We start from the raw sequence: 21,352 nt of genomic DNA on the forward strand, positions 1-21,352 counted from the left end.
TTTCGATAATTTGTAAAAATTAATAGGAAAATAGTACTGCTATTTAGTATGATAAATAGGTAAAATTAATGTAAATAGTAGTAATTGTGTTTTCTGAGGGAGTGATGAGAATGAAATTTAGACAACGATCAATTAAATTATATATTGCAATCAATTTATTAATAATTTTTGCTGTAATAACTAGTATTTCTGTGAACTGGTACACTTCATTAAAGGCTCAAAAGGAAACTCTCACAGCCAACTATCTTGAAAATAATTATAATTACGCCAAAAAGTTATCATTAAGTACTTCAGATCTATTAAATCACATGCAAGAAAACATAAATGCTTTGGGAATGATTACAGGTTATCATGGAATGGATCAACGGGAGTTAGATATATGGCTTTCCGCTAATAAAGAGTATTTTAATTCAATCTTTATTACGGATCATTCTGGGGTTATTCAAACGATTAGTCCCAAAAAAGTTCAATACAATGATGGAGTAATTGTTCAAGCGGGGGTACAAGCAAAATCTGACACCTTTAAGAAGGCTCTTAAAATGAAAAAACCATTTATTTCTGAGCCATATCGTGCCACTTCAGGACAGTTGATTGTCCTCATATCATCTCCAATTTATACTAGCGAGGGAAATTTTTCAGGAGTGATTGGGGGAACCATCTATTTAGAAAGTAAAAATGTTTTAAAGGAAACACTTAACAACCATGAGTATTATAACGGGTCATATGTTTATGTTGTAGATACGAATGGCCAAATCATCTTTCATCCGAAAATAAGCCGATTAAATGAAAACGTAATAGAAAATAAAGTAGTTCAATCCCTAGTAGCAGGGAAGGCCGGAGCAACTGAAGTGACGAACTCAAAAGGAGATCATTACTTAGCTGGCTATGCACCTGTAGAACAAACAGGCTGGGGAATTGTGTCGCAAACACCAAAAGAAGTGATTGAAACACCTCTAATGAAGCTTCAAAGGAAAATGGCCTTTCAATCGCTACCATTATTGCTTCTTATTTTAGTGTTAGCAGGAATATTAGCAAGAAAAATATCTCAACCATTAAATGAATTAGCGCATTACTCCGAGGTTGCATCAACGAAACATCATTGTATTCCATTAAATAAACAGCTCCATCTTCAATCGAGTATTTATGAAATACGTGAGCTTTATCACCAAGTGGATAATTATTTTCAATTGCTTGATAGCCGAATAAAAATTGATGGATTAACGGGCTTAAGGAATCGTAAGAATTTTGATGAAGTGTTGAGCAGATGGTTAATGGAGAAGTCTCCATTTTCAATGATTATGTTTGACATCGATCATTTTAAACAGGTGAATGATACGTTTGGGCATGTGATGGGAGACGATGTCCTTAAGCATTTTTCATTTCTAGTAAAGGATATTGTTAGAGATGAGGACAATTGCTTCCGCTACGGTGGGGAAGAGTTTGTGATTCTCATGAAAAATTCTACTATCGATCAATCCTTCGAATTAGCAGAAGCTGTGAGGAAGAAAATAGAGTTAACACCAAATCCTACAGGTAGTAAGATTACAGTATCACTTGGAGTGACTACTTATAATGGTGAAGACATCCATGCTGAAAAGCTGATAAAACAAGCGGATGATGCATTATATGATTCTAAGAAGACTGGTAGAAATCGTACTACCAAATATTCTGGTTAGATGGAAACGATTGAAACCTTTTATCGTGTAAATCGTATGAAGTAGTATTAGAATGTTAGAAGGGAGAAAGCCTATGAATAATCAAGGATGTATAAAATGTGGAAGCAGGGATGCAGCTCAAAAGGAAGTGGCAATGACAGGTTCGGGTATATCCAAATTATTAGATATCCAGAATAATAAATTTCTCGTAGTATCCTGTAAAAAATGTGGGTATTCAGAGTTTTATAGTAAAGAATCTTCAACTGCTGGAAATGTATTGGACTTTTTCTTTGGTGGATAACGAAAATAGAAGGTACAACGCTATGTTCAGGTTGTTGAAAAAAGGGACCGAGATGATTTGCTCGGTCCCTTTGAACTTCCTATTAAAATATATCAATGGTGTGGCTATGCGCTTCAACCTTAAGCACCAGAGCGTAGCCTCTCGAGGTCATAAGCTAATTTAGAATGGGAGGCAAAAGAACACATTTTATTTCTATAATGGTTTACTTGCCTAAGATGACCAAGGCACTTGCGCTATTTGTTTTGTTGTGGGGAAAAGTTGAAGTACGCTATCCGCTTTCAATGGGATATACTTCATTCTTCCTAATCCATTTGTATTTATGATTTCGGTTGACTCAATGTCAAAATCAATTCTTCGTCTGGCGTAACATAGACCGTTTGTTGGTTGTCATAAATAACGTAGCCGGGCTTGGATCCACTTGGCTTTTTTACATAACGAATTTTCGTGAAATCAACTGGAACAGAGCTTGAACTTCTTGCTTTACTATAATAAGCAGCTAAACTAGCCGCTTCTAAAATTGTTGCTTCTTCAGGCTCTTTGCTTCGGATGACCACATGTGAACCGGGAATATCTTTCGTGTGGAGCCATATCTCGTCCCTGCTTGCCAGTTTATGCGTTAAGTAGTCATTTTGTTTATTATTTTTACCTACGAGAATCTCAGTACCATCTGTTGCAAAGAAGGAATCTACCTGTGGTTTACTGTTTGGCTTTTTTTTATGCTTTTTTTGTCGATCCTTAATGTAGCTTCCCTCAACTAACTCCTCACGAATTTCCTCAATATCCTTTGTTGAAGCAACCTCCATTTGCTGAATGAGTCCTTCAAAATAGGCTAATTCATCAGCTGCTTTTTCAATTTGTTCCTGAACCACTTTTAAAGCGTTTTTTGCTTTCTGGTATTTAGTGAAAAATTTCTGCGCATTTTCTGAGGGTGTTTTCCGCTCGTCTAAAGGAATGGTCATCATTGCTTGGTTTTCGTCATAATAGTTCATGACTTCAACTGCCTTCATTCCTTTTTCAATGGCATAAATATTGGCAGTTATTAATTCTCCAAACAATTGGTATTTATTAGCATCCTTCGCTTCCTTCAATGTATTTTGAAGCTTTAGGATCTTTTTTTCATTTTTTTCTTTCTCGTTTATTAGAAAACGTTCTAAATCATTTGCTTGCTGCTTTACCCTATCTCTTTCCGCCTTACCAAAATAATAGCGGTCTAGCATCTCACTAAGAGAAGAATATTGCTTATGCGTTCCCTCCATATGCGTCAAAGGAAGTAAATAAAATGCTTCTTTATTTGAAGCTGTGATTGAAGGTGTAAGATTATTCATCTTAATGATATGTATCAGTGACAAGAAAGTATTAGGTAAAGTGGTACGGTTGACCATTCCTGCTTGAAAAATAATTTCTTTAGCAAATAGAGGAGAAATCCCCGCAAACTGCTCAACTAATTGCTTATCAATCTTCCCAGCATTAAAGTCAACCTTCCTTAAAACATCTTCTGAAGAAGCTTCAAATGGATTGCTCTTATTTTGCTGTGGTGGAAGGATATAGGTTTGTCCTGGTAAAATGGCCCGATGACTATTCAAAGCATAAGATACATGCTTAATGCTATCTAAAATCATGTTTTTTTCTTTGTCAATCAAGATGATATTACTATGTCGTCCCATAATTTCAATGATTAAGCGTTTATAAGATAAGTCACCAATTTCATTTCTACCTTTTACATCAATCATAATCATTCGGTCGAGTCCGACCTGCGAGATATCCTCAAGAATAAAGCCTTCAAGATGCTTTCTAAGCAGCATGCAGAACATAGGTGGCTCGCTCGGGTTTTCGTAAGTTTCCTTTGTTAGGTGCACCCTTGAGTAGCTGGGATGCGCGGATAAGAGTAATTTATGGTTTTTTCCATTTGCTCGAATCACTAATACCAATTCATTTTTAAAAGGCTGTTGAACTTTATTAATTCTTCCACCCTTTAAAGCGGATGAAAGCTCGTCCACCATCGCTTTAGTAAATAACCCATCGTATGACATATGGAACATCCTTTTCAATATAATTTGTTCTATTGTATAGCTTTTTCGTTCATTTGTATAAAGTTACGTAAATAAAAGCTGATTCTTTGGAAGTAATTCATATAAATAGATTGGTAAAAACCTCTACATGACGTAGCACTTTTGTTTTCTTCATTATCATAGCATTTTTTGGGACGAGTCTGAATAAGCTTTCTTTAGATGGGGTGGACAACTGGAAACTCAGCCTATAGAAGAGTTAGGGCTCGTCTCTTTGCTGTGCTACCGTTGAAATTAGAAGGAGGAAGTGAGATGGCCGGATGAAGTTCCATGAAATGGAAGGAAGAGAAGTGGAAAAAGCATTAAATACGGACTTTACGGCGGGCTTGTCCGACAAAGATGCAAAGGAAAGAATAAAGAAGCAAGGGTATAATGAGTTAGCAGAGGGAGAAAAACAATCTGCTATACTCTTATTTTTTAGTCAGTTCAAGGATTTTATGGTGCTTGTATTATTAGCAGCGACATTCATATCTGGCTTATTGGGAGAATATATCGATGCAATTGCCATTATAGCAATTGTAATCATCAATGGATTTCTAGGATTTTTTCAAGAAAGAAAAGCAGAAAAATCGTTGCAGGCTCTAAAAGAGCTGTCCGCACCACAAGTACAAGTATTAAGAGATGGAAAATGGGTTAAAATCCCATCTAAAGAAGTTGTAGTAGGTGATGTACTAAAATTCGCCAGTGGCGATCGGATTGGAGCAGACGTTCGATTAATTGAAGTAAGCAGCTTGGAAATTGAAGAATCTGCCCTTACAGGCGAATCGGTACCGGTGCAAAAATCGTTTGGCCAATTAAAGGATCAAAATTCTAGTATCGGCGATTTGGAAAACATGGCATTTATGGGGACAATGGTTACTCGTGGTAGTGGAATTGGTGTAGTAGTGGCGACTGGAATGAAGACAGCAATGGGGCAAATCGCTGATTTACTTCAGAAAGCTGAATCCATGACGACGCCATTGCAACGTAGATTAGAGCAGTTAGGGAAAATATTAATCACGGCAGCCCTTTTTCTTACAGCTCTAGTGGTAGCTGTTGGGGTCATACAAGGGCATGATCTTTATACAATGTTCTTAGCTGGTGTATCCCTTGCTGTAGCAGCCATCCCAGAAGGATTACCAGCGATTGTAACGGTTGCTTTATCTCTGGGTGTTCAACGAATGATTAAAAAGAAAGCAATTGTTCGAAAATTACCTGCTGTAGAAACACTTGGATGTGCTTCTGTCATTTGCTCAGATAAAACGGGAACCATGACTCAAAACAAAATGACAGTTACTCATCTTTGGAGCGGGGGAACAACCTATAGAGTCGACGGTGTTGGATATGTACCGCAGGGACATTTTTATCGAAATGATCAAAAAGTGGACGTCAAGCAAAATAAGTCGTTGCAGCAGATGCTTATGTTTGGCATGCTGTGTAACCATTCGGATATTTCACAGAAACAAAATGAGTATGTAATTGATGGGGATCCGACAGAAGGGGCTTTATTAGTAGCAGCTATGAAAGCAGGGTATACAAGAGAAAAAATCTTTAATCAATTTGAAATGGTAAAGGAATTCCCCTTTGATTCAACAAGAAAAATGATGAGTGTCATCGTTAAAGATTCGAATGGGAAGCAATTTGTTGTAACTAAAGGAGCGCCAGATGTTCTTGTGGGATTAAGCGAATCTATTCTATGGGATGGGAAACGTCAATATATGTCCCGAGAATTAAGGGATGAAGTACAAAATGCCATTAATGGTTTAGCATCCAATGCGCTCCGAACCATCGCGATAGGATTTCGAGAAGTACCAACCTCTCAAATCCTACTTGATGAAAGAGAAGCGGAAAAGGAATTAACCTTTATTGGCCTACAAGGTATGATAGATCCACCTAGACCAGAAGTCAAAAAGGCAGTGAAAGAGTGTAAAGAAGCGGGAATTAAAACTGTAATGATCACGGGTGATCACGTTATCACTGCTAAAGCAATTGCGAAACAACTAGGAATATTAACAAACAATAGTAAGGTATTAGACGGGAAAACACTTGAGGAGTTATCCATTGAAGAGCTAGAAGACGTAGTTGAAGATGTGAGTGTGTTTGCAAGGGTATCTCCAGAACATAAGCTGAAAATTGTAAAAGCTCTACAAAACCGAGGGCATATTGTAGCGATGACAGGAGACGGAGTTAACGATGCACCTGCTATAAAAGCAGCAGATATTGGAGTGGCTATGGGGATAACAGGTACGGACGTTGCAAAAGAAGCATCAGCACTCGTCTTATTAGACGATAATTTTGCTACAATCAAGTCTGCTATTCAGGAAGGTCGAAATATTTACGAAAACATTCGCAAATTTATTCGGTATTTATTAGCGTCTAATGTGGGTGAGATTCTAGTGATGCTTTTTGCAATGCTGCTGGCATTGCCTTTACCATTAGTTCCAATTCAGATTCTTTGGGTGAACTTAGTTACGGATGGATTACCTGCCATGGCTTTAGGGTTAGATCAGCCAGAGGAAGATGTCATGAAGCGGAAACCACGTAACCCTAAAGAGGGTGTGTTTGCTAGAGGATTAGGATGGAAGGTCGTATCACGAGGTTTTCTTATTGGATTAGTTACTTTATTCGCCTTTATGATCTCGTATGGGCAACATCCAGACCATTTGGCTTATGCACAGACGGTGGCTTTTGCTACGCTTGTTATGGCTCAGCTTATCCATGTATTTGATTGTCGAAGTGAAGTTTCTGTATTATCTAGAAACCCATTTGGGAATAAATATTTAGTGTGGGCGGTACTCTCGTCATTGCTCCTTATGTTCGTAGTAATCTACTATCCGCCAATCCAACCGATTTTCCATACAGTTTCTATAGCGGCAAAAGATTGGATAATGATTACCGCATTATCAGCAGTTCCAACATTTTTACTTGCAGGTTCATTTTTCGCGAGAAAATCAAAATAAAATATGGTATAATCCAAAAGGTAGTAGAGCTGGCCTCTATTACCTTTTTCTTTTTAGTTGTTTCCTTTTAATAAATGGAAACGAGTTTGCTGTATTATCCAAAAAATATAGATGTTTCTTATGATCGCTAATACATAGAAGGATGAAATGGATGTGATCGGAATGGTTGTAAGTATGACAGGGTTTGGTCGTGGAAAAGCAGAATCAGTCCATCATACAGTGTTTGTCGAGGTGAAAACGGTAAATCATCGTTTTGCTGAATATCATATCCGTGTGCCAAGGCAATTAATGAAAATGGAAGAAAAGATGAAAAAAAAGCTTCATTCTTATATTCAACGCGGAAGAGTAGAGGTTTTTGTCACGATTGAAGGGGAAGGATTAATCAAACGAAAAGTAACTGTTGACTGGGGACTGTTGGATCAATATTATCAATACATAAACAAAATTCAAAGTCGATACTCCTTAGATTCAACTTTAACCATTCACGACTTCATTACTAAGGATGAATTGCTTGTTATTGAAGAAGAAAATGCTGAAGATGAGGAGCTTGAGTCATTAGTGCTTGCTGCATTGGAAACGGCTGGAATTCAACTGATTGAAATGCGACAAACAGAGGGTGCAGAGCTAGCTAAGGATATGCAAAATCATCTTTCTAATGTTGAACAGCGAACGAAACAGCTTGTAGAGTTGGCCCCGCTAGTAGTTAAACAGTATGAAGAACGGTTAACTACAAGAATGAAGGAATATTTAGATGGTCAAGTGAATGAGGACAGGATTCTTGCAGAGGTTGCTATTTTTACTGATAAAGCAGATATAAATGAAGAGCTAACTAGATTGAATAGTCATTGTATGCAATTTAAACAAACATTGACTCTAGATGTGCCAATTGGGCGCAAACTAGATTTCTTGCTACAAGAGATGAATCGAGAGGTTAATACGATTGGTTCAAAAGCAAACGATGCATCAATTGCAAGGGAAGTAGTGGAGTTAAAGAGCTTACTTGAGAAATTAAAAGAACAAGTACAAAATATTGAATAGATCAGTTGTTTAGACTGGCATGATATCGGTCAAAATAAATAACTGATGATTGGGGGACCATATGTCAATTAAGCTTATCAATATTGGTTTCGGAAATATCGTTTCCGCTAACCGAATTATCTCTATAGTCAGTCCTGAATCAGCACCAATAAAGAGAACGATTCAAGACGCTCGTGATCGAGGCTCTTTAATCGACGCTACATACGGTAGACGTACTCGTGCAGTGATTGTAATGGATAGTGACCACGTGATTCTTTCTGCTGTTCAGCCTGAAACGGTTGCAGCTCGATTAAATGACCGTGATGAAATAATAGATGAAGGGTAGGATTCATACATGCAAGATAAGGGTTTACTAATTGTTCTTTCTGGGCCATCAGGTGTAGGTAAAGGAACAGTTAGAAAAGAAATTTTCTCTGAGCCTAATACCGCTTTTGAATATTCAATTTCTATGACTACAAGAAATCCACGTGAAGGAGAAGTGGATGGCGTAGATTATTTCTTTAAATCTCGTGCGGAATTTGAGTCGCTCATTGAGCAAGGAAAACTTCTTGAATATGCAGAGTTTGTTGGGAATTATTATGGTACACCAGTTGATTATGTAAGAGAAACACTAGATAAAGGTAAAGATGTATTCCTAGAAATTGAAGTTCAGGGAGCTAAGCAGGTCCGAGAAAAGTTTCCAGATGGGTTATTTATTTTCTTAATGCCTCCGAGCTTAACTGAACTGAAAAAGAGAATAACTACAAGAGGAACGGAGTCTGAAGATGTCATTAACAATCGGATGACAGTAGCAAAAGAAGAAATTGAAATGATGAATTTGTATGACTATGTTGTAGAAAATGATCAGATTGAGAGTGCGTGTGAGCGTATTAAATCAATTGTTGTTGCGGAACATTGCCGCAGAGAGAGATTAGAACCTAAATATCGAAAAATGCTGGAGGTTGAATAAAATATGTTATATCCATCTATTGATTCATTAATGACGAAAATCGATTCAAAATATTCATTAGTATCTGTTGCAGCTAAGCGTGCTAGAAAGCTTCAACAAAAAGAGGTAAGCCTTCAATTAAACAAGTATGTTTCTCACAAATTTGTAGGAAAATCATTAGAAGAGATTAATGCAGATGTTCTACACTACCGTATTAATAATGATGAAGAACATGGATATTATAAATAATAAAAAAGTTCATCTAATAACTAACAGCCTATCATCTTAGGATGTTCAAATTGTCGACAAAAGGGATCGAGAGCATTTTCACGGTCCCTTTTGTCATTTTTTAAAATTAACTAAAGGTAAAATGATCATCAATCTTTAGCGAAGCTATAGCGAGCTCGATTATGGTATGTGTTTAAATAGATGAAAAATCATAACATTTCTTGCATAATAGGGGTAAGATAGAAAGTTAGTTCGGATGGAGGTTCCGTTTATGCTGAATGGAAAGAAAATACTATTATGTGTTACTGGCGGGATTGCTGTATATAAAGCTGCAGCGTTAACGAGCAAGTTAACACAAGCAGGGGTTGATGTAAAAGTCATACTAAGTGAGTCGGCAGCAAAATTTGTAACCCCATTAACATTCCAAGCATTATCACGTAATGATGTCTATACAGATACATTTGATGAAAAAGATTCGAAAGTGATTGCGCATATCGATCTAGCAGACTGGGCGGATTTAATCTTAGTGGCCCCTGCAACTGCTAATGTGATTGGCAAGCTAGCGCATGGAATTGCGGATAATATGATCACAACCACGTTATTAGCAGCAACAGCACCTGTTTGGATTGCTCCTGCAATGAATGTACATATGTATGACCACCCTGCAGTGACAAAAAATATTGCCACATTATATGAATACGGCTATCAATTTATTGAGCCAAGCGAAGGATATTTAGCATGTGGATATGTTGGTAAAGGTCGATTAGAGGAGCCTGATAGAATTGTCGAGTTGTTACATCACTATTTTTCAACCGATAAAGCAATGAATTTCACAGGAAAAACAATTGTGATTACAGCAGGGCCGACTCGTGAAAAAATTGATCCTGTCAGGTTTATCACAAATTTATCATCAGGGAAAATGGGATATGCCCTAGCTGAAGAAGCAGCAAAATTAGGGGCAAAAGTAATTTTAATCTCAGGTCCTGTCCACATTCAATCCCCAAGAGAGGTTGAATTCATCGGAGTGGAAAGCGCAGAGGAAATGTATGAAGCGGTTATGAATGTCTTTGGACAAGCTGATATTGTCATCAAAACGGCAGCTGTCTCTGATTATCGCCCAAAAGTTTCATATGAATATAAAGTAAAGAAGCAGCCCGGAGAACAAACAATTGAATTAGAACGAACAAAAGATATTCTACTAGAGCTAGGAAAGCAGAAAACTCATCAATTATTAATCGGGTTTGCAGCAGAAACGAATCAAGTGGCTGAATATGCACAAGCAAAGTTAACGAAGAAAAACGCTGATATGATTGTTGCGAACAATGTAAAGCTTGAAGGTGCTGGCTTTGGTGGAGATACAAATATTGTCACAATCTATAAAAAAACAGGGGATACAATTGAGCTGCCAAAGATGACGAAAAACGATTTGTCGAAAAAAATTCTAGAAGAAGCTTGGCAACTGTTGAAGGAAGAAACGATATGAACGTTGCTCGGGTTATCGTAGACATACCAGCAAAGCAAATTGATAAACCCTTTGATTATTTGATTCCAAAGGAATTAGAAAGTGTTATTACAAAGGGGATGCGGGTTGTCGTACCATTCGGACCGCGAAAAATTCAAGGATTTGTAACGGATATTCAGGCGGAGTCAAGCTTTAAACAGTTAAAGGAAATCATAGAGCCAATGGATTTGAATCCCGTCCTAAATGATGAACTGCTCTCACTGGGCGACTGGTTAAGTGATGAAACCCTTTGTTATAAAATCTCTGCATATCAAGTGATGCTTCCAGCTGCGCTTAAAGCTAAATATGAAAAACTGATAGTACGAGGAACTAAGCAGCTTCCCGAGGAGTTAGATGCCCTTTTTTCTGGGAAAGACACGTTACAATGGGATGAAGCGGTAAAGCGAGGATATTTAAATGTTTTACAGAAAGAAGCAGCAAAAGGTCATGTAGAGGTTATCTATCGTGTAAAGGCGAAAGTAAATAAAAAGAAACTGAAACATGTCGCTCCCATGTTGACAAAGGAAGAATTAGTTAAGGTTAGTAATCTTCTACCTCCTCAAGCTTCTAAGCAAAAACAAGTAATAGACTTCTTTATTCAAGCTACTCAATCAATCGAATTGAGGCAGTTAATAGAAAAGCTACATGTCTCTTCAGCAACTGTTAAAGGACTTGTAGAAAAAGGAGTACTCGTCGAAAAGAATGTAGAAGTGTATAGAGATCCTTATGAAAATCGCGAGTTTGAAAAGACAGAGGCATTATCATTAACGGATCAACAGAAAAAAGCAATCGCTCCTATTCTCACATCGATTGAAGAGGTAAAGCACGAAACCTTTCTACTCTATGGAGTAACGGGTAGCGGAAAGACAGAGGTGTATCTTCAGTCAATCCAAAGGGTTATTGAAAAAGGCAAGGAAGCGATCGTGCTTGTTCCTGAAATCTCCTTAACTCCTCAAATGGTCAAACGGTTTAAGGGCCGATTTGGAAACGAAGTAGCCGTTCTTCATAGTGGACTATCTGCAGGAGAAAAGTATGATGAGTGGCGCAAAATACAAAGAAAAGAAGTAAAGGTTGTAGTCGGAGCAAGGTCAGCCATATTTGCACCTTTTGAGAACTTAGGAATCATTATTATAGATGAAGAACATGAAACCAGTTATAAACAGGAAGAAAACCCCCGATATCATGCAAGGGACGTTGCTATTAAGCGAGGAAAAACTCATCATTGTCCAGTCGTTTTAGGAAGTGCAACCCCTTCTTTAGAAACTTTTGCTAGAGCTCAAAAGGGAGTGTATTCGTTACTTCCATTATCGATACGAATGAACAACCAAGCATTGCCGAAGGTGGATATCGTTGATATGAGAGAAGAGCTTCGAGATGGGAATCGCTCAATGTTCTCGAAACTCCTTCTTGAAAAAATAAATGATCGATTGGAGAAAAAAGAACAGATTGTTCTTTTTTTAAATAAAAGAGGCCACTCCTCCTTCGTCATGTGTCGAGACTGTGGGTATGTTATGAATTGTCCTAATTGTGATATTTCGTTAACCTATCATCGGTTTAATCAGCAAATGAAATGTCATTATTGCGGATATGAAACGCTTGTTCCAAAGCAATGTCCTGATTGTAGGAGTGAGCATATCCGTTATTTCGGAACGGGAACACAAAAAGTTGAAGAGGAGCTAGGAAAGGTCATTCCTCATGCAAAGGTCATTCGAATGGATGTTGACACAACAAGCAAGAAAGGGTCGCATGAACGTCTATTAAATGATTTTCAAGAGGGGAAGGCAGATATCCTCCTCGGAACACAAATGATTGCTAAAGGATTAGATTTTCCCAATATTACACTTGTTGGTGTGTTGTCTGCTGACACAATGCTTCATTTGCCCGATTTTCGTTCGTCAGAGAAAACGTTCCAATTATTAACACAAGTGAGTGGTCGTGCTGGTCGGCACGAGAAAGAAGGTGAGGTAGTTATACAAACCTATACTCCAGAACACTATAGTGTCGATCTAGCGAGGGAACAGGATTATAATGAATTTTTCCAAAAGGAAATGCTTATTCGGAAAACGCATAAATACCCTCCTTATTATTATGTTTGTTTAATAACGATTAACCACGAGGACTTATTAAAGGTAGTATCGACAACTGAAAAGATTACAAACTATGTAAAATCTAGATTATCTAATGAATCTATTGTACTAGGCCCAGTCTCCTCGCCCATCCCTCGAATCAAAAATAGATATCGATATCAATGTTTGATAAAATACAAACGGGAACCGGAACTTGGGAAAGTATTAAAAACAGTGCTTGATCATTATCAACAAGAGACCGCTTCAAACGGTCTGCAAATATCTGTTGATGTGAATCCATTTATTTTAATGTAGCAATCAGTTAAAATAGAAAGTTCGTAAGGAACGGTTATGAAGTTCCCTTTTTTTGTTGACAATATATGAATAAATAGAAGTTGGAGGAACACCATTGGCTATACGAAAAATTGTACATTACCCGGCTGAGATTCTAGAAATAGAATGTGACCGTGTAGAAATATTTGATAAGAAATTAAGTAAGCTTCTAAACGATATGTATGATACAATGATTGAATTTGATGGTGTAGGTTTAGCTGCACCACAAATCGGATTGAACAAACAAATTGCCATTGTAGATATTGATGATGAAGCAGGAACAGTTGAACTGATTAATCCAGTTATATTAGATGCAAGTGGCGAACAGACTGACCCTGAAGGCTGTTTAAGCTTTCCAGGAGTGTATGGTGAAGTAACCCGCCCAAATTATGTGAAAGTGAAAGCGCAGAATCGGAAAGGTCAAATCTACACGATTGAAGCAGAGGGCTTCTTAGCTAGAGCGATCCAACACGAAATGGATCATTTGCATGGAGTATTGTTCACCTCAAAAGTAACTCGCTATTTAGAAGAGGATGAGCTATAGGGGAGGAAAATAAATGACGAAAATAGTATTTATGGGTACACCTGATTTCTCGGTGCCTGTCCTTCGGACAATCATAGAGGACGGATACGAAGTTATTGGGGTAGTGACTCAGCCTGATCGTCCGGTTGGCCGAAAAAGGGTGTTAACACCACCACCGGTTAAAGTAGAAGCGTTGAAACATGAAATACCTGTGTTTCAGCCAGAGAAAATTCGAAATCCTGAAGAATTATCACAGGTACTTTCATTGAACCCTGACTTAATTGTTACGGCTGCTTTCGGTCAAATTCTGCCGAAAGAGTTGCTTGAAGCACCTAAATATGGATGTATCAATGTGCATGCTTCGCTATTACCAGAGCTTAGAGGGGGAGCACCTATCCATTACTCTATTCTTCAAGGAAAAGAGAAGACGGGAATCACTATCATGTACATGGTTGAAAAGCTCGATGCTGGAGATATTTTAACAAAAGTAGAGGTGCCAATTGATGAAAGAGATACAGTTGGTACTCTTCATGATAAATTAAGTACTGCTGGAAGTACCCTCTTATCAACAACTTTGCCGAAGCTAATAAAAGGAGATCTAGAGCCTGTACAACAAAATGAGGAAGAAGCTACATTTGCTTGGAATATCAAGCGGGAGCAGGAAAAGATCGATTGGTCAAAAGCTGGAGAAACGATCTATAATCATATTCGTGGGTTAAATCCATGGCCTGTAGCCTATACAACATACCAAGGGACAGTTATGAAAATTTGGTGGGGTGAAAAGGTTAAAACAGAGGATAGTAGTTCATTGCCAGGTACTGTGCTTCGCTTAGATGACGATGGGTTTATTGTTTCTACAGGAAACCAGACGGCCATTAAGATTATGGAGCTACAACCATCAGGTAAGAAAAAAATGACAGGTGAACAGTATCTGAGAGGTGCTGGTGCTAAATTATCAGTTGGCGAGAGATTAGGAGAATAACATGAAAACAACGAAGAAGAAAAATGTTCGAGAAGCAGTGTTAGACCTACTTGAGCTTGTTGAAAAAAATCAGTCTTATAGCAATTTACTTTTAAATAACGCGATACAAAAAAACGAAATACATGAAAAAGATATTGGCTTATTGACTGAGCTGACATACGGGACGTTGCAAAGAAAAATGACTCTAGATTTTTATTTGGCACCATTTCTTAAAAATAAGAAGAAAGTGGAAGGTTGGGTCATTCAGCTTCTTCGTCTAACGGTTTATCAAATGGTTTATTTAGATAAGATCCCAGATCGTGCAGCCATTTTCGAAGCGGTAGAGATTGCAAAAAGGCGTAGCCACAAAGGGATCTCTGGTATGGTAAATGGGGTATTAAGAAGCATTCAGCGGGAAGGGCTGCCGTCTGTTGCAGAAATAGAGGATCCAGTAGAACGCATCTCTATTAAAACCAGTCATCCGATTTGGCTTGTCAAACGGTGGGCTGAGCAGTTTGGACTGGAAAAAACAGAAGAAATGTGTGAGATTAATCTAACTGCTCCGGTGCAAACGGCAAGAGTCAATCGTACAAAAATTAGTCCAAGTGAATGTATTGTTCGCTTAGAGGAAGAAGGCTATCAAGTAGAAGCGAGCACAATCGTGCCAGAAGCTATTAAGTGCTTAAAAGGGAACCTTGCTAACTCGTCTCTTTTTAAGAATGGGATGTTGACGATACAAGATGAAAGCTCCATGCTAGTTGCTCATGCACTAGGAGTTGCACTGAATGATCAAGTCTTAGATGCATGTGCAGCCCCTGGAGGGAAGTCCACTCATATCGCGGAAAAATTAAATAACAGTGGACGTGTTTTCTCTTTAGATCTTCATGCACATAAAGTGAGGCTTATTGCGGATAATGCAAAAAGGCTTGGGTTAAGTAATATAGAAACGAAAGCAATGGATAGCCGTAACGTCCATGAGGAATTCGAAGAAGAATCCTTTGATCGTATATTATTAGATGCCCCATGCTCTGGTCTGGGTGTGATGAGAAGAAAACCTGACATGAAATATACAAAAATGGAATCAGATTTGTATAATTTAAAGAAAATACAGGAAGATCTATTAACATCAGTTGCACCATTATTGAAAAAAGGTGGTATGCTAGTTTATAGCACATGCACAATTGATAAAGAAGAGAATGAAAAAGTCGTTGAGGCGTTTTTAGAAAAGCATACAGAGTTTGAAGGAGATATGAGTGTAAGAAGTCGTATGCCTATCGCTATCCAACCTCTAATAGAAGGCTTTGATCTACAAATTTTACCCCAAGATTTTGGGTCGGATGGGTTTTATATTGCCTGTCTAAGGAAGAAGGTGTAAACAAATGGTAGAAGTAGCAGCTGAGAAACAAACAGAAAAGAAACCATCCATTTATTCTTTACGTCTAGAAGAACTAAAGGATTGGTTAAAAGATAATAATGAAAAACCATTTCGTGGAGAGCAGATCTTTGACTGGTTATATACGAAGAGAGTCACAAGTTTTGAGGATATGACGAATCTGTCTAAAGGCTTACGTGATCTCTTAGCAGATCATTTTGCCATCACTACGTTAAAAACAATCATTCAACAAACATCTTCTGATGGAACGATTAAGTTTTTATTCGAGCTTCATGATGGTTATTCAATTGAAACAGTATTAATGAGACACGAATACGGAAATTCAGTGTGTGTGACTACTCAAGTTGGTTGTCGAATTGGCTGTACATTCTGCGCTTCGACTCTTGGGGGCTTAAAACGTAATTTGGAAGCAGGAGAAATCGTTGCACAAGTCGTAAAAGTACAACAAGCACTTGATGAATCAAATGAACGTGTAAGCTCTGTTGTAATCATGGGTATCGGAGAGCCTTTTGATAACTATGATGATATGATGTCATTCTTACGGATTATTAATCATGACAAAGGCTTAAATATCGGAGCACGCCACATTACGGTTTCAACTAGTGGAATTATCCCAAAGATCTATCAATTTGCAGATGAAAACATGCAAATAAATTTTGCTATCTCTTTACATGCACCGAATACGGAAATCCGAAGCCGACTAATGCCTATTAATAGAGCATATAAATTGCCTGAATTAATGAAGGCGATCCGTTACTATATTGAGAAAACAGGTAGACGTGTAAGCTTTGAATACGGCTTATTCGGTGGAGTGAATGACCAGGTGGAACATGCTGAGGAATTAGCGTCGTTAATTAAAGGAGTTAAATGTCATGTGAACTTAATTCCGGTAAACTATGTACCAGAAAGAGATTACGTTCGTACACCTAGAGAACAAATATTTGCTTTCGAGAAAACATTAAAGCAACACGGTGTAAATGTTACGATACGCAGAGAGCACGGTCATGATATTGATGCAGCATGTGGACAACTTCGTGCAAAGGAGCGAAAAGAGGAGACGAGGTGATCTTTATATGAAGGCTGTTTTTATGACAGATCAAGGGAAAATTCGCCAGCATAATGAGGATAATGGTGGGATTTTTAACAATCTAGTTGGGCACCGCCTTGCCATCGTAGCAGATGGCATGGGGGGGCACCGTGCTGGTGATGTAGCTAGTGAAATGGCTATTTCTTTGTTAAAAGAAAAATGGGAACAAACAAATGATTTGCTAACAGCCGAACAAGCAGAAAGTTGGCTTAGAACCTCTATTTCTGAGGTGAATCAAGAAATTTTCAAGCATTCCAAGGAACATGCTGAGTGTGAAGGAATGGGAACTACGATTGTGGCGGTGATTAGTACAGGCTTATTTGCCACTGTTGCGAATATTGGGGATAGTCGTTGTTACCTGTTAAATGATGACGGTTTCAAACAATTAACAGAGGATCACTCTCTCGTAAATGAATTAGTTCGTACGGGACAAATCTCTAAGGAAGATGCTGAACATCATCCTAGGAAAAATGTACTTCTTCGTGCATTAGGTACAGAACAGAATGTGGAAGCGGATATTAGAACGATCATGTTTGAAGATGGGGATGTCTTACTTTTATGCTCTGACGGTTTATCAAATAAAGTAGGCGAAGATGAGATGTTTTCTATTTTATCTAAGGCTGTTCCAATTGAAGAGAAAGCAACAATCTTTATCCAAATGGCGAATGAAAATGGTGGAGAAGATAATATCACCCTTGTCATTGTTGAGTTTGACGATGGTAGTGAAAGAGGGTGAAGAATAAATGTTAAAGGGAAAAAGATTAAGCGGTCGTTATAAAATTATTGACATGGTCGGCGGCGGTGGCATGGCGAATGTCTATTTAGCACATGACATGATACTCGACAGAGATGTAGCCGTGAAGGTGTTGCGTCTTGATTTTGCTAATGATGAAGAATTTATTAAACGGTTTCATCGTGAGGCTCAGTCAGCTACAAGCTTGGCTCACCCAAATATCGTGAATATTTATGATGTGGGAGAAGAGGAATCCATCTATTATATTGTCATGGAATATGTAGATGGCCACACATTAAAACAATACATACAACAAAAATCTCCACTTTCAGTTGAAAAAGCACTTGATATTATGGAGCAATTAACATCAGCGATTTCACATGCCCATCAAAATCATATTATCCATCGAGATATCAAACCGCAAAATATATTAATAGATGACGAAGGAAATGTGAAAATAACTGACTTTGGGATTGCGATGGCACTCAGTGCAACAAGTATTACTCAGACCAACTCTGTTTTAGGGTCTGTTCATTATCTTTCACCAGAACAAGCCCGCGGAGGGATGGCTAATAAAAAGTCTGATATTTATTCATTAGGAATTGTTATGTTTGAGCTTCTTTCGGGAAGGCTTCCTTTTTCAGGAGAGTCTGCGGTTTCGATCGCGTTAAAACATCTGCAGTCCGAAACGCCATCTATTAGACGTTGGAGTCCAAACATCCCGCAAAGTGTAGAGAATATCGTGCTTAAAGCGACAGCGAAGGATCCGTTCCATCGCTATGATACAGTTGATGAAATGAAGCTAGATATCCTATCAGCTTTAGAACCTAATCGCTTAGACGAGGATAAATTTTCTATACCCCTTGATGAGGATGCAACGAAGGCCATTCCAATCATTACAAATGACCGTTCATATCAAAGTCTGGATGATACTCGTATACATGGGGCAGATACAAAGCCAACAAAGCCTGTAAACGACAGCCATTCAAGTGTACCTAACAAAGGGAAGCAAAAGAAAAAGCGGAAAAAATGGCCTGCTATTCTAGTATCTATCCTAGCTTTTTTGATTATTCTAGCGATGTTTGCCTTCTTTATATTACCTGACTTGTTATCTCCGAAAGATGTAGAAGTTCCGGATGTAAGTGGATTGGATTTAGATGAAGCTATGTCAGAGTTAATCTCTGCAGGCTTTGTTATTGGTGATACAGAAAAGGTTGCTGATGAAGAAATTGAAGAAGGTCTTATTGTCAAAACAGATCCAAAAGCCGGACGATTTGTCAAAGAAGGAGCGGAAATTGATATTTTTCAAAGTGAAGGAAAGGAAAAATATCAGTTAGAGGATTATACCGGAAGACAATACGATGAGATATATCGAATATTAGATAAAGAAAATTTTAAAGATATTACGAAGAAAGAAGTTCATGAGGATAGTGAGGCAGGGACAATTCTCGAACAATCACCAAATGATGAAGAAATTATTCCTGAAGAAACAATAGTTGAATTTACGGTTAGTAAGGGTCCTGAATTAATTAAGCTGAAGGATCTTACAGAATACAACTCAAAAGGTGTTCAGGAATATGCAGAGTCTGTAGGGCTTAATATCGATATGTCCAAGGAAGAATATCATGACTCAATTTCCGAAGGGCTAGTTATTTCTCAATCACCAAAAGCTGGTACAGAGCTTAAAAAAGGTTCAAAGGTGACAATTGTCTTATCAAAAGGGAAGAAAGATATTCCACCTAAAACAGTCATTGAAGAAATTTCGATTCCTTATAATCCAGCTGAGGAAGACAAACCTCAAGAAGTGCAAATTTACGTTCAAGATATGAATCGAAGCATGACCGTTCCATTTGAAACATTCACCATTACGGAGGATACTAAAAGAAGGCTTGAACTAACGATTCCGTACGGGGAAGAAGCTGGATACAAGGTCATTATAGACAAGAGTGTTTATTTAGAAGAGGTAGTTCCTTACCCTGAATAAGAAGATCAAGGAGTGAACCTATGCCAGAAGGGAAAATTATTAAGGCATTGAGTGGATTTTATTATGTATTAGATGGAGATAAAATCATTCAGTGTCGAGGCCGAGGGGTTTTTCGTAAGAATAAAATTACCCCGTTAGTAGGGGATGAAGTTGTTTTCCAGGCGGAAAACGCCCAAGAAGGATATATCCTAGAAGTGAAGGAACGGAAAAATGAATTAGTAAGACCACCGATTGCGAATGTGGATCAAGCAATCCTTGTGTTTTCTGCAGTAGAACCAGTATTTAGTACGACGCTTCTTGATCGCTTTCTTGTATTGGTGGAGTTTAATCAAATAAAACCCTTAATATGTATCACCAAAATGGATTTAGTGGAAGAGGGCCTTGAAGTTGAAATTCAAAACTATGCTAATCAATATCGGGAAGCTGGATATGAAGTTCTGATGACCTCGTCTGAAACTGCTGAAGGCGTGAAAGAGCTATTTCCGTATTTAGAGGGTCAAATTTCTGTGTTTGCGGGCCAATCAGGTGTAGGAAAGTCATCTTTGTTAAATGCACTTAATCCCATGCTAGAGCTTAAAACAAATGATATTTCATCACACCTTGGCAGAGGAAAGCATACGACGAGGCATGTGGAATTAATATCGATTGCGAATGGATTAGTTGCGGATACACCTGGTTTTAGCTCCCTCGAGTTTATCGACTTAGAAGTTGAGGATCTGAATTATTGTTTTCCTGATATTCAGTTAAAAAGTGAGGAATGTAAATTTAGGGGATGTTTGCACTTAGCCGAACCGAAATGCGCCGTAAAGCTTGCAGTCGAAAATGGTGAAATCCCTTCATATCGATATGATCACTACAAGGATTTTATTGAAGAAATTAGAGATAGAAAGCCGAGGTATTAATATGGTAAAGATTGCACCATCTATCTTATCAGCTGATTTTTCAAAACTGGGGGAAGAGATTAAAGATGTTGAATTAGGGGGAGCTGATTATATCCATGTTGACGTAATGGATGGTCATTTTGTTCCCAATATAACAATTGGACCGCTTATTGTAGAAGCAATTCGTCCAGTTACCAAACTTCCTTTAGATGTTCATTTAATGATTGAAAATCCAGATCAATACATTGAAGCCTTTGCAAAAGCTGGAGCAGATTATATTACAGTACATGTGGAAGCTTGTAATCATCTTCATCGTACGATTCATCATATTAAGTCATTTGGAGTGAAAGCAGGAGTTGTTTTAAACCCTGCTACACCAGTTGAATCCATCCAGCACATAATTGAGGATATTGACATGGTTCTCTTAATGACAGTCAACCCAGGTTTTGGTGGACAGAAGTTTATTTCTTCTGTATTACCGAAGATTCGACAGGTAAAGGAGCTTGTCGATTCCAAAGGTCTTCAAGTCGAAATTGAAGTTGATGGAGGCGTAAATGAAGAAACGGCAAAACAATGTATTGAAGCAGGAGCTAACGTTCTAGTTGCTGGTTCAGCTGTCTATAATCAAAAAGACCGAGGAAAAGCAATCTCTGCTTTGAAAGGATAGTGAGTAAGTCAGCTTATCTAAGCTGACTTTTTCTCTATTTGTTAAAAAATCAATTTAAGGTGAGAATA

The 21,352-nt window shown here is 38.0% G+C and carries 18 protein-coding genes; 17 read left to right on the forward strand and 1 reads right to left on the reverse strand.

All coding sequences use genetic code 11. The features are described from left to right. Positions 1-110: 110 nt before the first annotated feature. Both LS684_RS07925 and LS684_RS07930 read left to right on the forward strand, forming a co-directional pair. Positions 111-1,676 (forward strand): sensor domain-containing diguanylate cyclase, encoded by a 1,566-nt coding sequence (locus tag LS684_RS07925; protein ID WP_233811073.1) that lies wholly within the window; start codon positions 111-113, stop codon positions 1,674-1,676. Between the two features lie 73 nt (positions 1,677-1,749). Beyond that, positions 1,750-1,956, forward strand: coding sequence for a zinc ribbon domain-containing protein (locus LS684_RS07930; RefSeq protein WP_233811074.1), 207 nt, complete (start codon positions 1,750-1,752; stop codon positions 1,954-1,956). Positions 1,957-2,273: 317 nt separating this feature from the next. On the opposite strand, the gene LS684_RS07935 is transcribed toward LS684_RS07930, so the two are convergent. Next, positions 2,274-3,986 carry an Rqc2 family fibronectin-binding protein gene (locus LS684_RS07935; protein ID WP_233811075.1) on the reverse strand — a complete coding sequence of 571 codons (1,713 nt, stop codon included), beginning with the start codon at positions 3,984-3,986 and terminating at the stop codon, positions 2,274-2,276. 296 nt (positions 3,987-4,282) lie between these two features. Between LS684_RS07935 and LS684_RS07940 the strand changes: the two genes are divergently transcribed. The 15 genes from LS684_RS07940 (at position 4,283) to rpe (ending at position 21,284) form a co-directional block, all read left to right on the forward strand. After that, the gene (locus LS684_RS07940; protein WP_233811076.1) at positions 4,283-6,961 is read left to right on the forward strand and encodes a calcium-translocating P-type ATPase, SERCA-type; all 2,679 of its coding nucleotides are present in this window, start codon (positions 4,283-4,285) and stop codon (positions 6,959-6,961) included. Between the two features lie 162 nt (positions 6,962-7,123). Continuing rightward, the gene (locus tag LS684_RS07945; protein WP_233811571.1) at positions 7,124-7,999 is read left to right on the forward strand and encodes a YicC/YloC family endoribonuclease; all 876 of its coding nucleotides are present in this window, start codon (positions 7,124-7,126) and stop codon (positions 7,997-7,999) included. A gap of 61 nt (positions 8,000-8,060) precedes the next feature. After that, positions 8,061-8,324: an extracellular matrix/biofilm regulator RemA gene (gene remA, locus LS684_RS07950; RefSeq protein ID WP_233811077.1), complete on the forward strand. Its 264-nt coding sequence runs from the start codon at positions 8,061-8,063 to the stop codon at positions 8,322-8,324. Positions 8,325-8,333: 9 nt separating this feature from the next. Next, a complete protein-coding gene (gmk, locus tag LS684_RS07955; protein WP_233811078.1) occupies positions 8,334-8,948 on the forward strand; it encodes a guanylate kinase in 615 nt (204 codons plus the stop codon). 3 nt (positions 8,949-8,951) lie between these two features. Beyond that, positions 8,952-9,176, forward strand: a complete 225-nt coding sequence (gene rpoZ / locus LS684_RS07960; RefSeq protein WP_233811079.1) for a DNA-directed RNA polymerase subunit omega — start codon at positions 8,952-8,954, stop codon at positions 9,174-9,176. Positions 9,177-9,426: 250 nt separating this feature from the next. After that, positions 9,427-10,638 (forward strand): bifunctional phosphopantothenoylcysteine decarboxylase/phosphopantothenate--cysteine ligase CoaBC, encoded by a 1,212-nt coding sequence (gene coaBC / locus LS684_RS07965; RefSeq protein ID WP_233811080.1) that lies wholly within the window; start codon positions 9,427-9,429, stop codon positions 10,636-10,638. Beyond that, entirely contained in the window at positions 10,635-13,037 is a 2,403-nt protein-coding gene (priA, locus tag LS684_RS07970; protein WP_233811081.1) for a primosomal protein N', read from the forward strand. Before coaBC ends, priA begins: the two co-directional genes overlap by 4 nt. A gap of 94 nt (positions 13,038-13,131) precedes the next feature. Beyond that, a complete protein-coding gene (def, locus tag LS684_RS07975; protein WP_233811082.1) occupies positions 13,132-13,599 on the forward strand; it encodes a peptide deformylase in 468 nt (155 codons plus the stop codon). Between the two features lie 13 nt (positions 13,600-13,612). Continuing rightward, positions 13,613-14,560, forward strand: coding sequence for a methionyl-tRNA formyltransferase (fmt, locus tag LS684_RS07980; RefSeq protein ID WP_233811083.1), 948 nt, complete (start codon positions 13,613-13,615; stop codon positions 14,558-14,560). A gap of 1 nt (position 14,561) precedes the next feature. After that, a complete protein-coding gene (rsmB, locus tag LS684_RS07985) occupies positions 14,562-15,914 on the forward strand; it encodes a 16S rRNA (cytosine(967)-C(5))-methyltransferase RsmB (protein WP_233811084.1) in 1,353 nt (450 codons plus the stop codon). 4 nt (positions 15,915-15,918) lie between these two features. Next, positions 15,919-16,998, forward strand: coding sequence for a dual-specificity RNA methyltransferase RlmN (gene rlmN, locus LS684_RS07990; protein ID WP_233811085.1), 1,080 nt, complete (start codon positions 15,919-15,921; stop codon positions 16,996-16,998). 7 nt (positions 16,999-17,005) lie between these two features. Further along, positions 17,006-17,755, forward strand: coding sequence for a Stp1/IreP family PP2C-type Ser/Thr phosphatase (locus LS684_RS07995; protein ID WP_233811086.1), 750 nt, complete (start codon positions 17,006-17,008; stop codon positions 17,753-17,755). A gap of 7 nt (positions 17,756-17,762) precedes the next feature. Then, positions 17,763-19,736, forward strand: a complete 1,974-nt coding sequence (gene pknB, locus LS684_RS08000; protein WP_233811087.1) for a Stk1 family PASTA domain-containing Ser/Thr kinase — start codon at positions 17,763-17,765, stop codon at positions 19,734-19,736. Between the two features lie 20 nt (positions 19,737-19,756). Then, positions 19,757-20,638, forward strand: coding sequence for a ribosome small subunit-dependent GTPase A (rsgA, locus tag LS684_RS08005; RefSeq protein WP_233811088.1), 882 nt, complete (start codon positions 19,757-19,759; stop codon positions 20,636-20,638). Position 20,639: 1 nt separating this feature from the next. Further along, complete coding sequence (gene rpe / locus LS684_RS08010; RefSeq protein ID WP_233811089.1) at positions 20,640-21,284, forward strand: ribulose-phosphate 3-epimerase; 645 nt, start codon at positions 20,640-20,642, stop codon at positions 21,282-21,284. Positions 21,285-21,352: the final 68 nt, after the last annotated feature.

The sequence above is a fragment of the Cytobacillus spongiae genome (genome assembly GCF_021390075.1).

What these genes read in the sequence shown, in the direction of transcription:
- LS684_RS07925 (WP_233811073.1), top strand. Translation starts at nt 111, where the DNA reads ATGAAATTTAGACAACGATCAATTAAATTATATATTGCAATCAATTTA.
- LS684_RS07930 (WP_233811074.1), top strand. Translation starts at nt 1,750, where the DNA reads ATGAATAATCAAGGATGTATAAAATGTGGAAGCAGGGATGCAGCTCAA.
- LS684_RS07935 (WP_233811075.1), bottom strand. Translation starts at nt 3,986, where the DNA reads ATGTCATACGATGGGTTATTTACTAAAGCGATGGTGGACGAGCTTTCA.
- LS684_RS07940 (WP_233811076.1), top strand. Translation starts at nt 4,283, where the DNA reads ATGAAGTTCCATGAAATGGAAGGAAGAGAAGTGGAAAAAGCATTAAAT.
- LS684_RS07945 (WP_233811571.1), top strand. Translation starts at nt 7,124, where the DNA reads ATGGTTGTAAGTATGACAGGGTTTGGTCGTGGAAAAGCAGAATCAGTC.
- remA (WP_233811077.1), top strand. Translation starts at nt 8,061, where the DNA reads ATGTCAATTAAGCTTATCAATATTGGTTTCGGAAATATCGTTTCCGCT.
- gmk (WP_233811078.1), top strand. Translation starts at nt 8,334, where the DNA reads ATGCAAGATAAGGGTTTACTAATTGTTCTTTCTGGGCCATCAGGTGTA.
- rpoZ (WP_233811079.1), top strand. Translation starts at nt 8,952, where the DNA reads ATGTTATATCCATCTATTGATTCATTAATGACGAAAATCGATTCAAAA.
- coaBC (WP_233811080.1), top strand. Translation starts at nt 9,427, where the DNA reads ATGCTGAATGGAAAGAAAATACTATTATGTGTTACTGGCGGGATTGCT.
- priA (WP_233811081.1), top strand. Translation starts at nt 10,635, where the DNA reads ATGAACGTTGCTCGGGTTATCGTAGACATACCAGCAAAGCAAATTGAT.
- fmt (WP_233811083.1), top strand. Translation starts at nt 13,613, where the DNA reads ATGACGAAAATAGTATTTATGGGTACACCTGATTTCTCGGTGCCTGTC.
- rsmB (WP_233811084.1), top strand. Translation starts at nt 14,562, where the DNA reads ATGAAAACAACGAAGAAGAAAAATGTTCGAGAAGCAGTGTTAGACCTA.
- rlmN (WP_233811085.1), top strand. Translation starts at nt 15,919, where the DNA reads ATGGTAGAAGTAGCAGCTGAGAAACAAACAGAAAAGAAACCATCCATT.
- LS684_RS07995 (WP_233811086.1), top strand. Translation starts at nt 17,006, where the DNA reads ATGAAGGCTGTTTTTATGACAGATCAAGGGAAAATTCGCCAGCATAAT.
- pknB (WP_233811087.1), top strand. Translation starts at nt 17,763, where the DNA reads ATGTTAAAGGGAAAAAGATTAAGCGGTCGTTATAAAATTATTGACATG.
- rsgA (WP_233811088.1), top strand. Translation starts at nt 19,757, where the DNA reads ATGCCAGAAGGGAAAATTATTAAGGCATTGAGTGGATTTTATTATGTA.
- rpe (WP_233811089.1), top strand. Translation starts at nt 20,640, where the DNA reads ATGGTAAAGATTGCACCATCTATCTTATCAGCTGATTTTTCAAAACTG.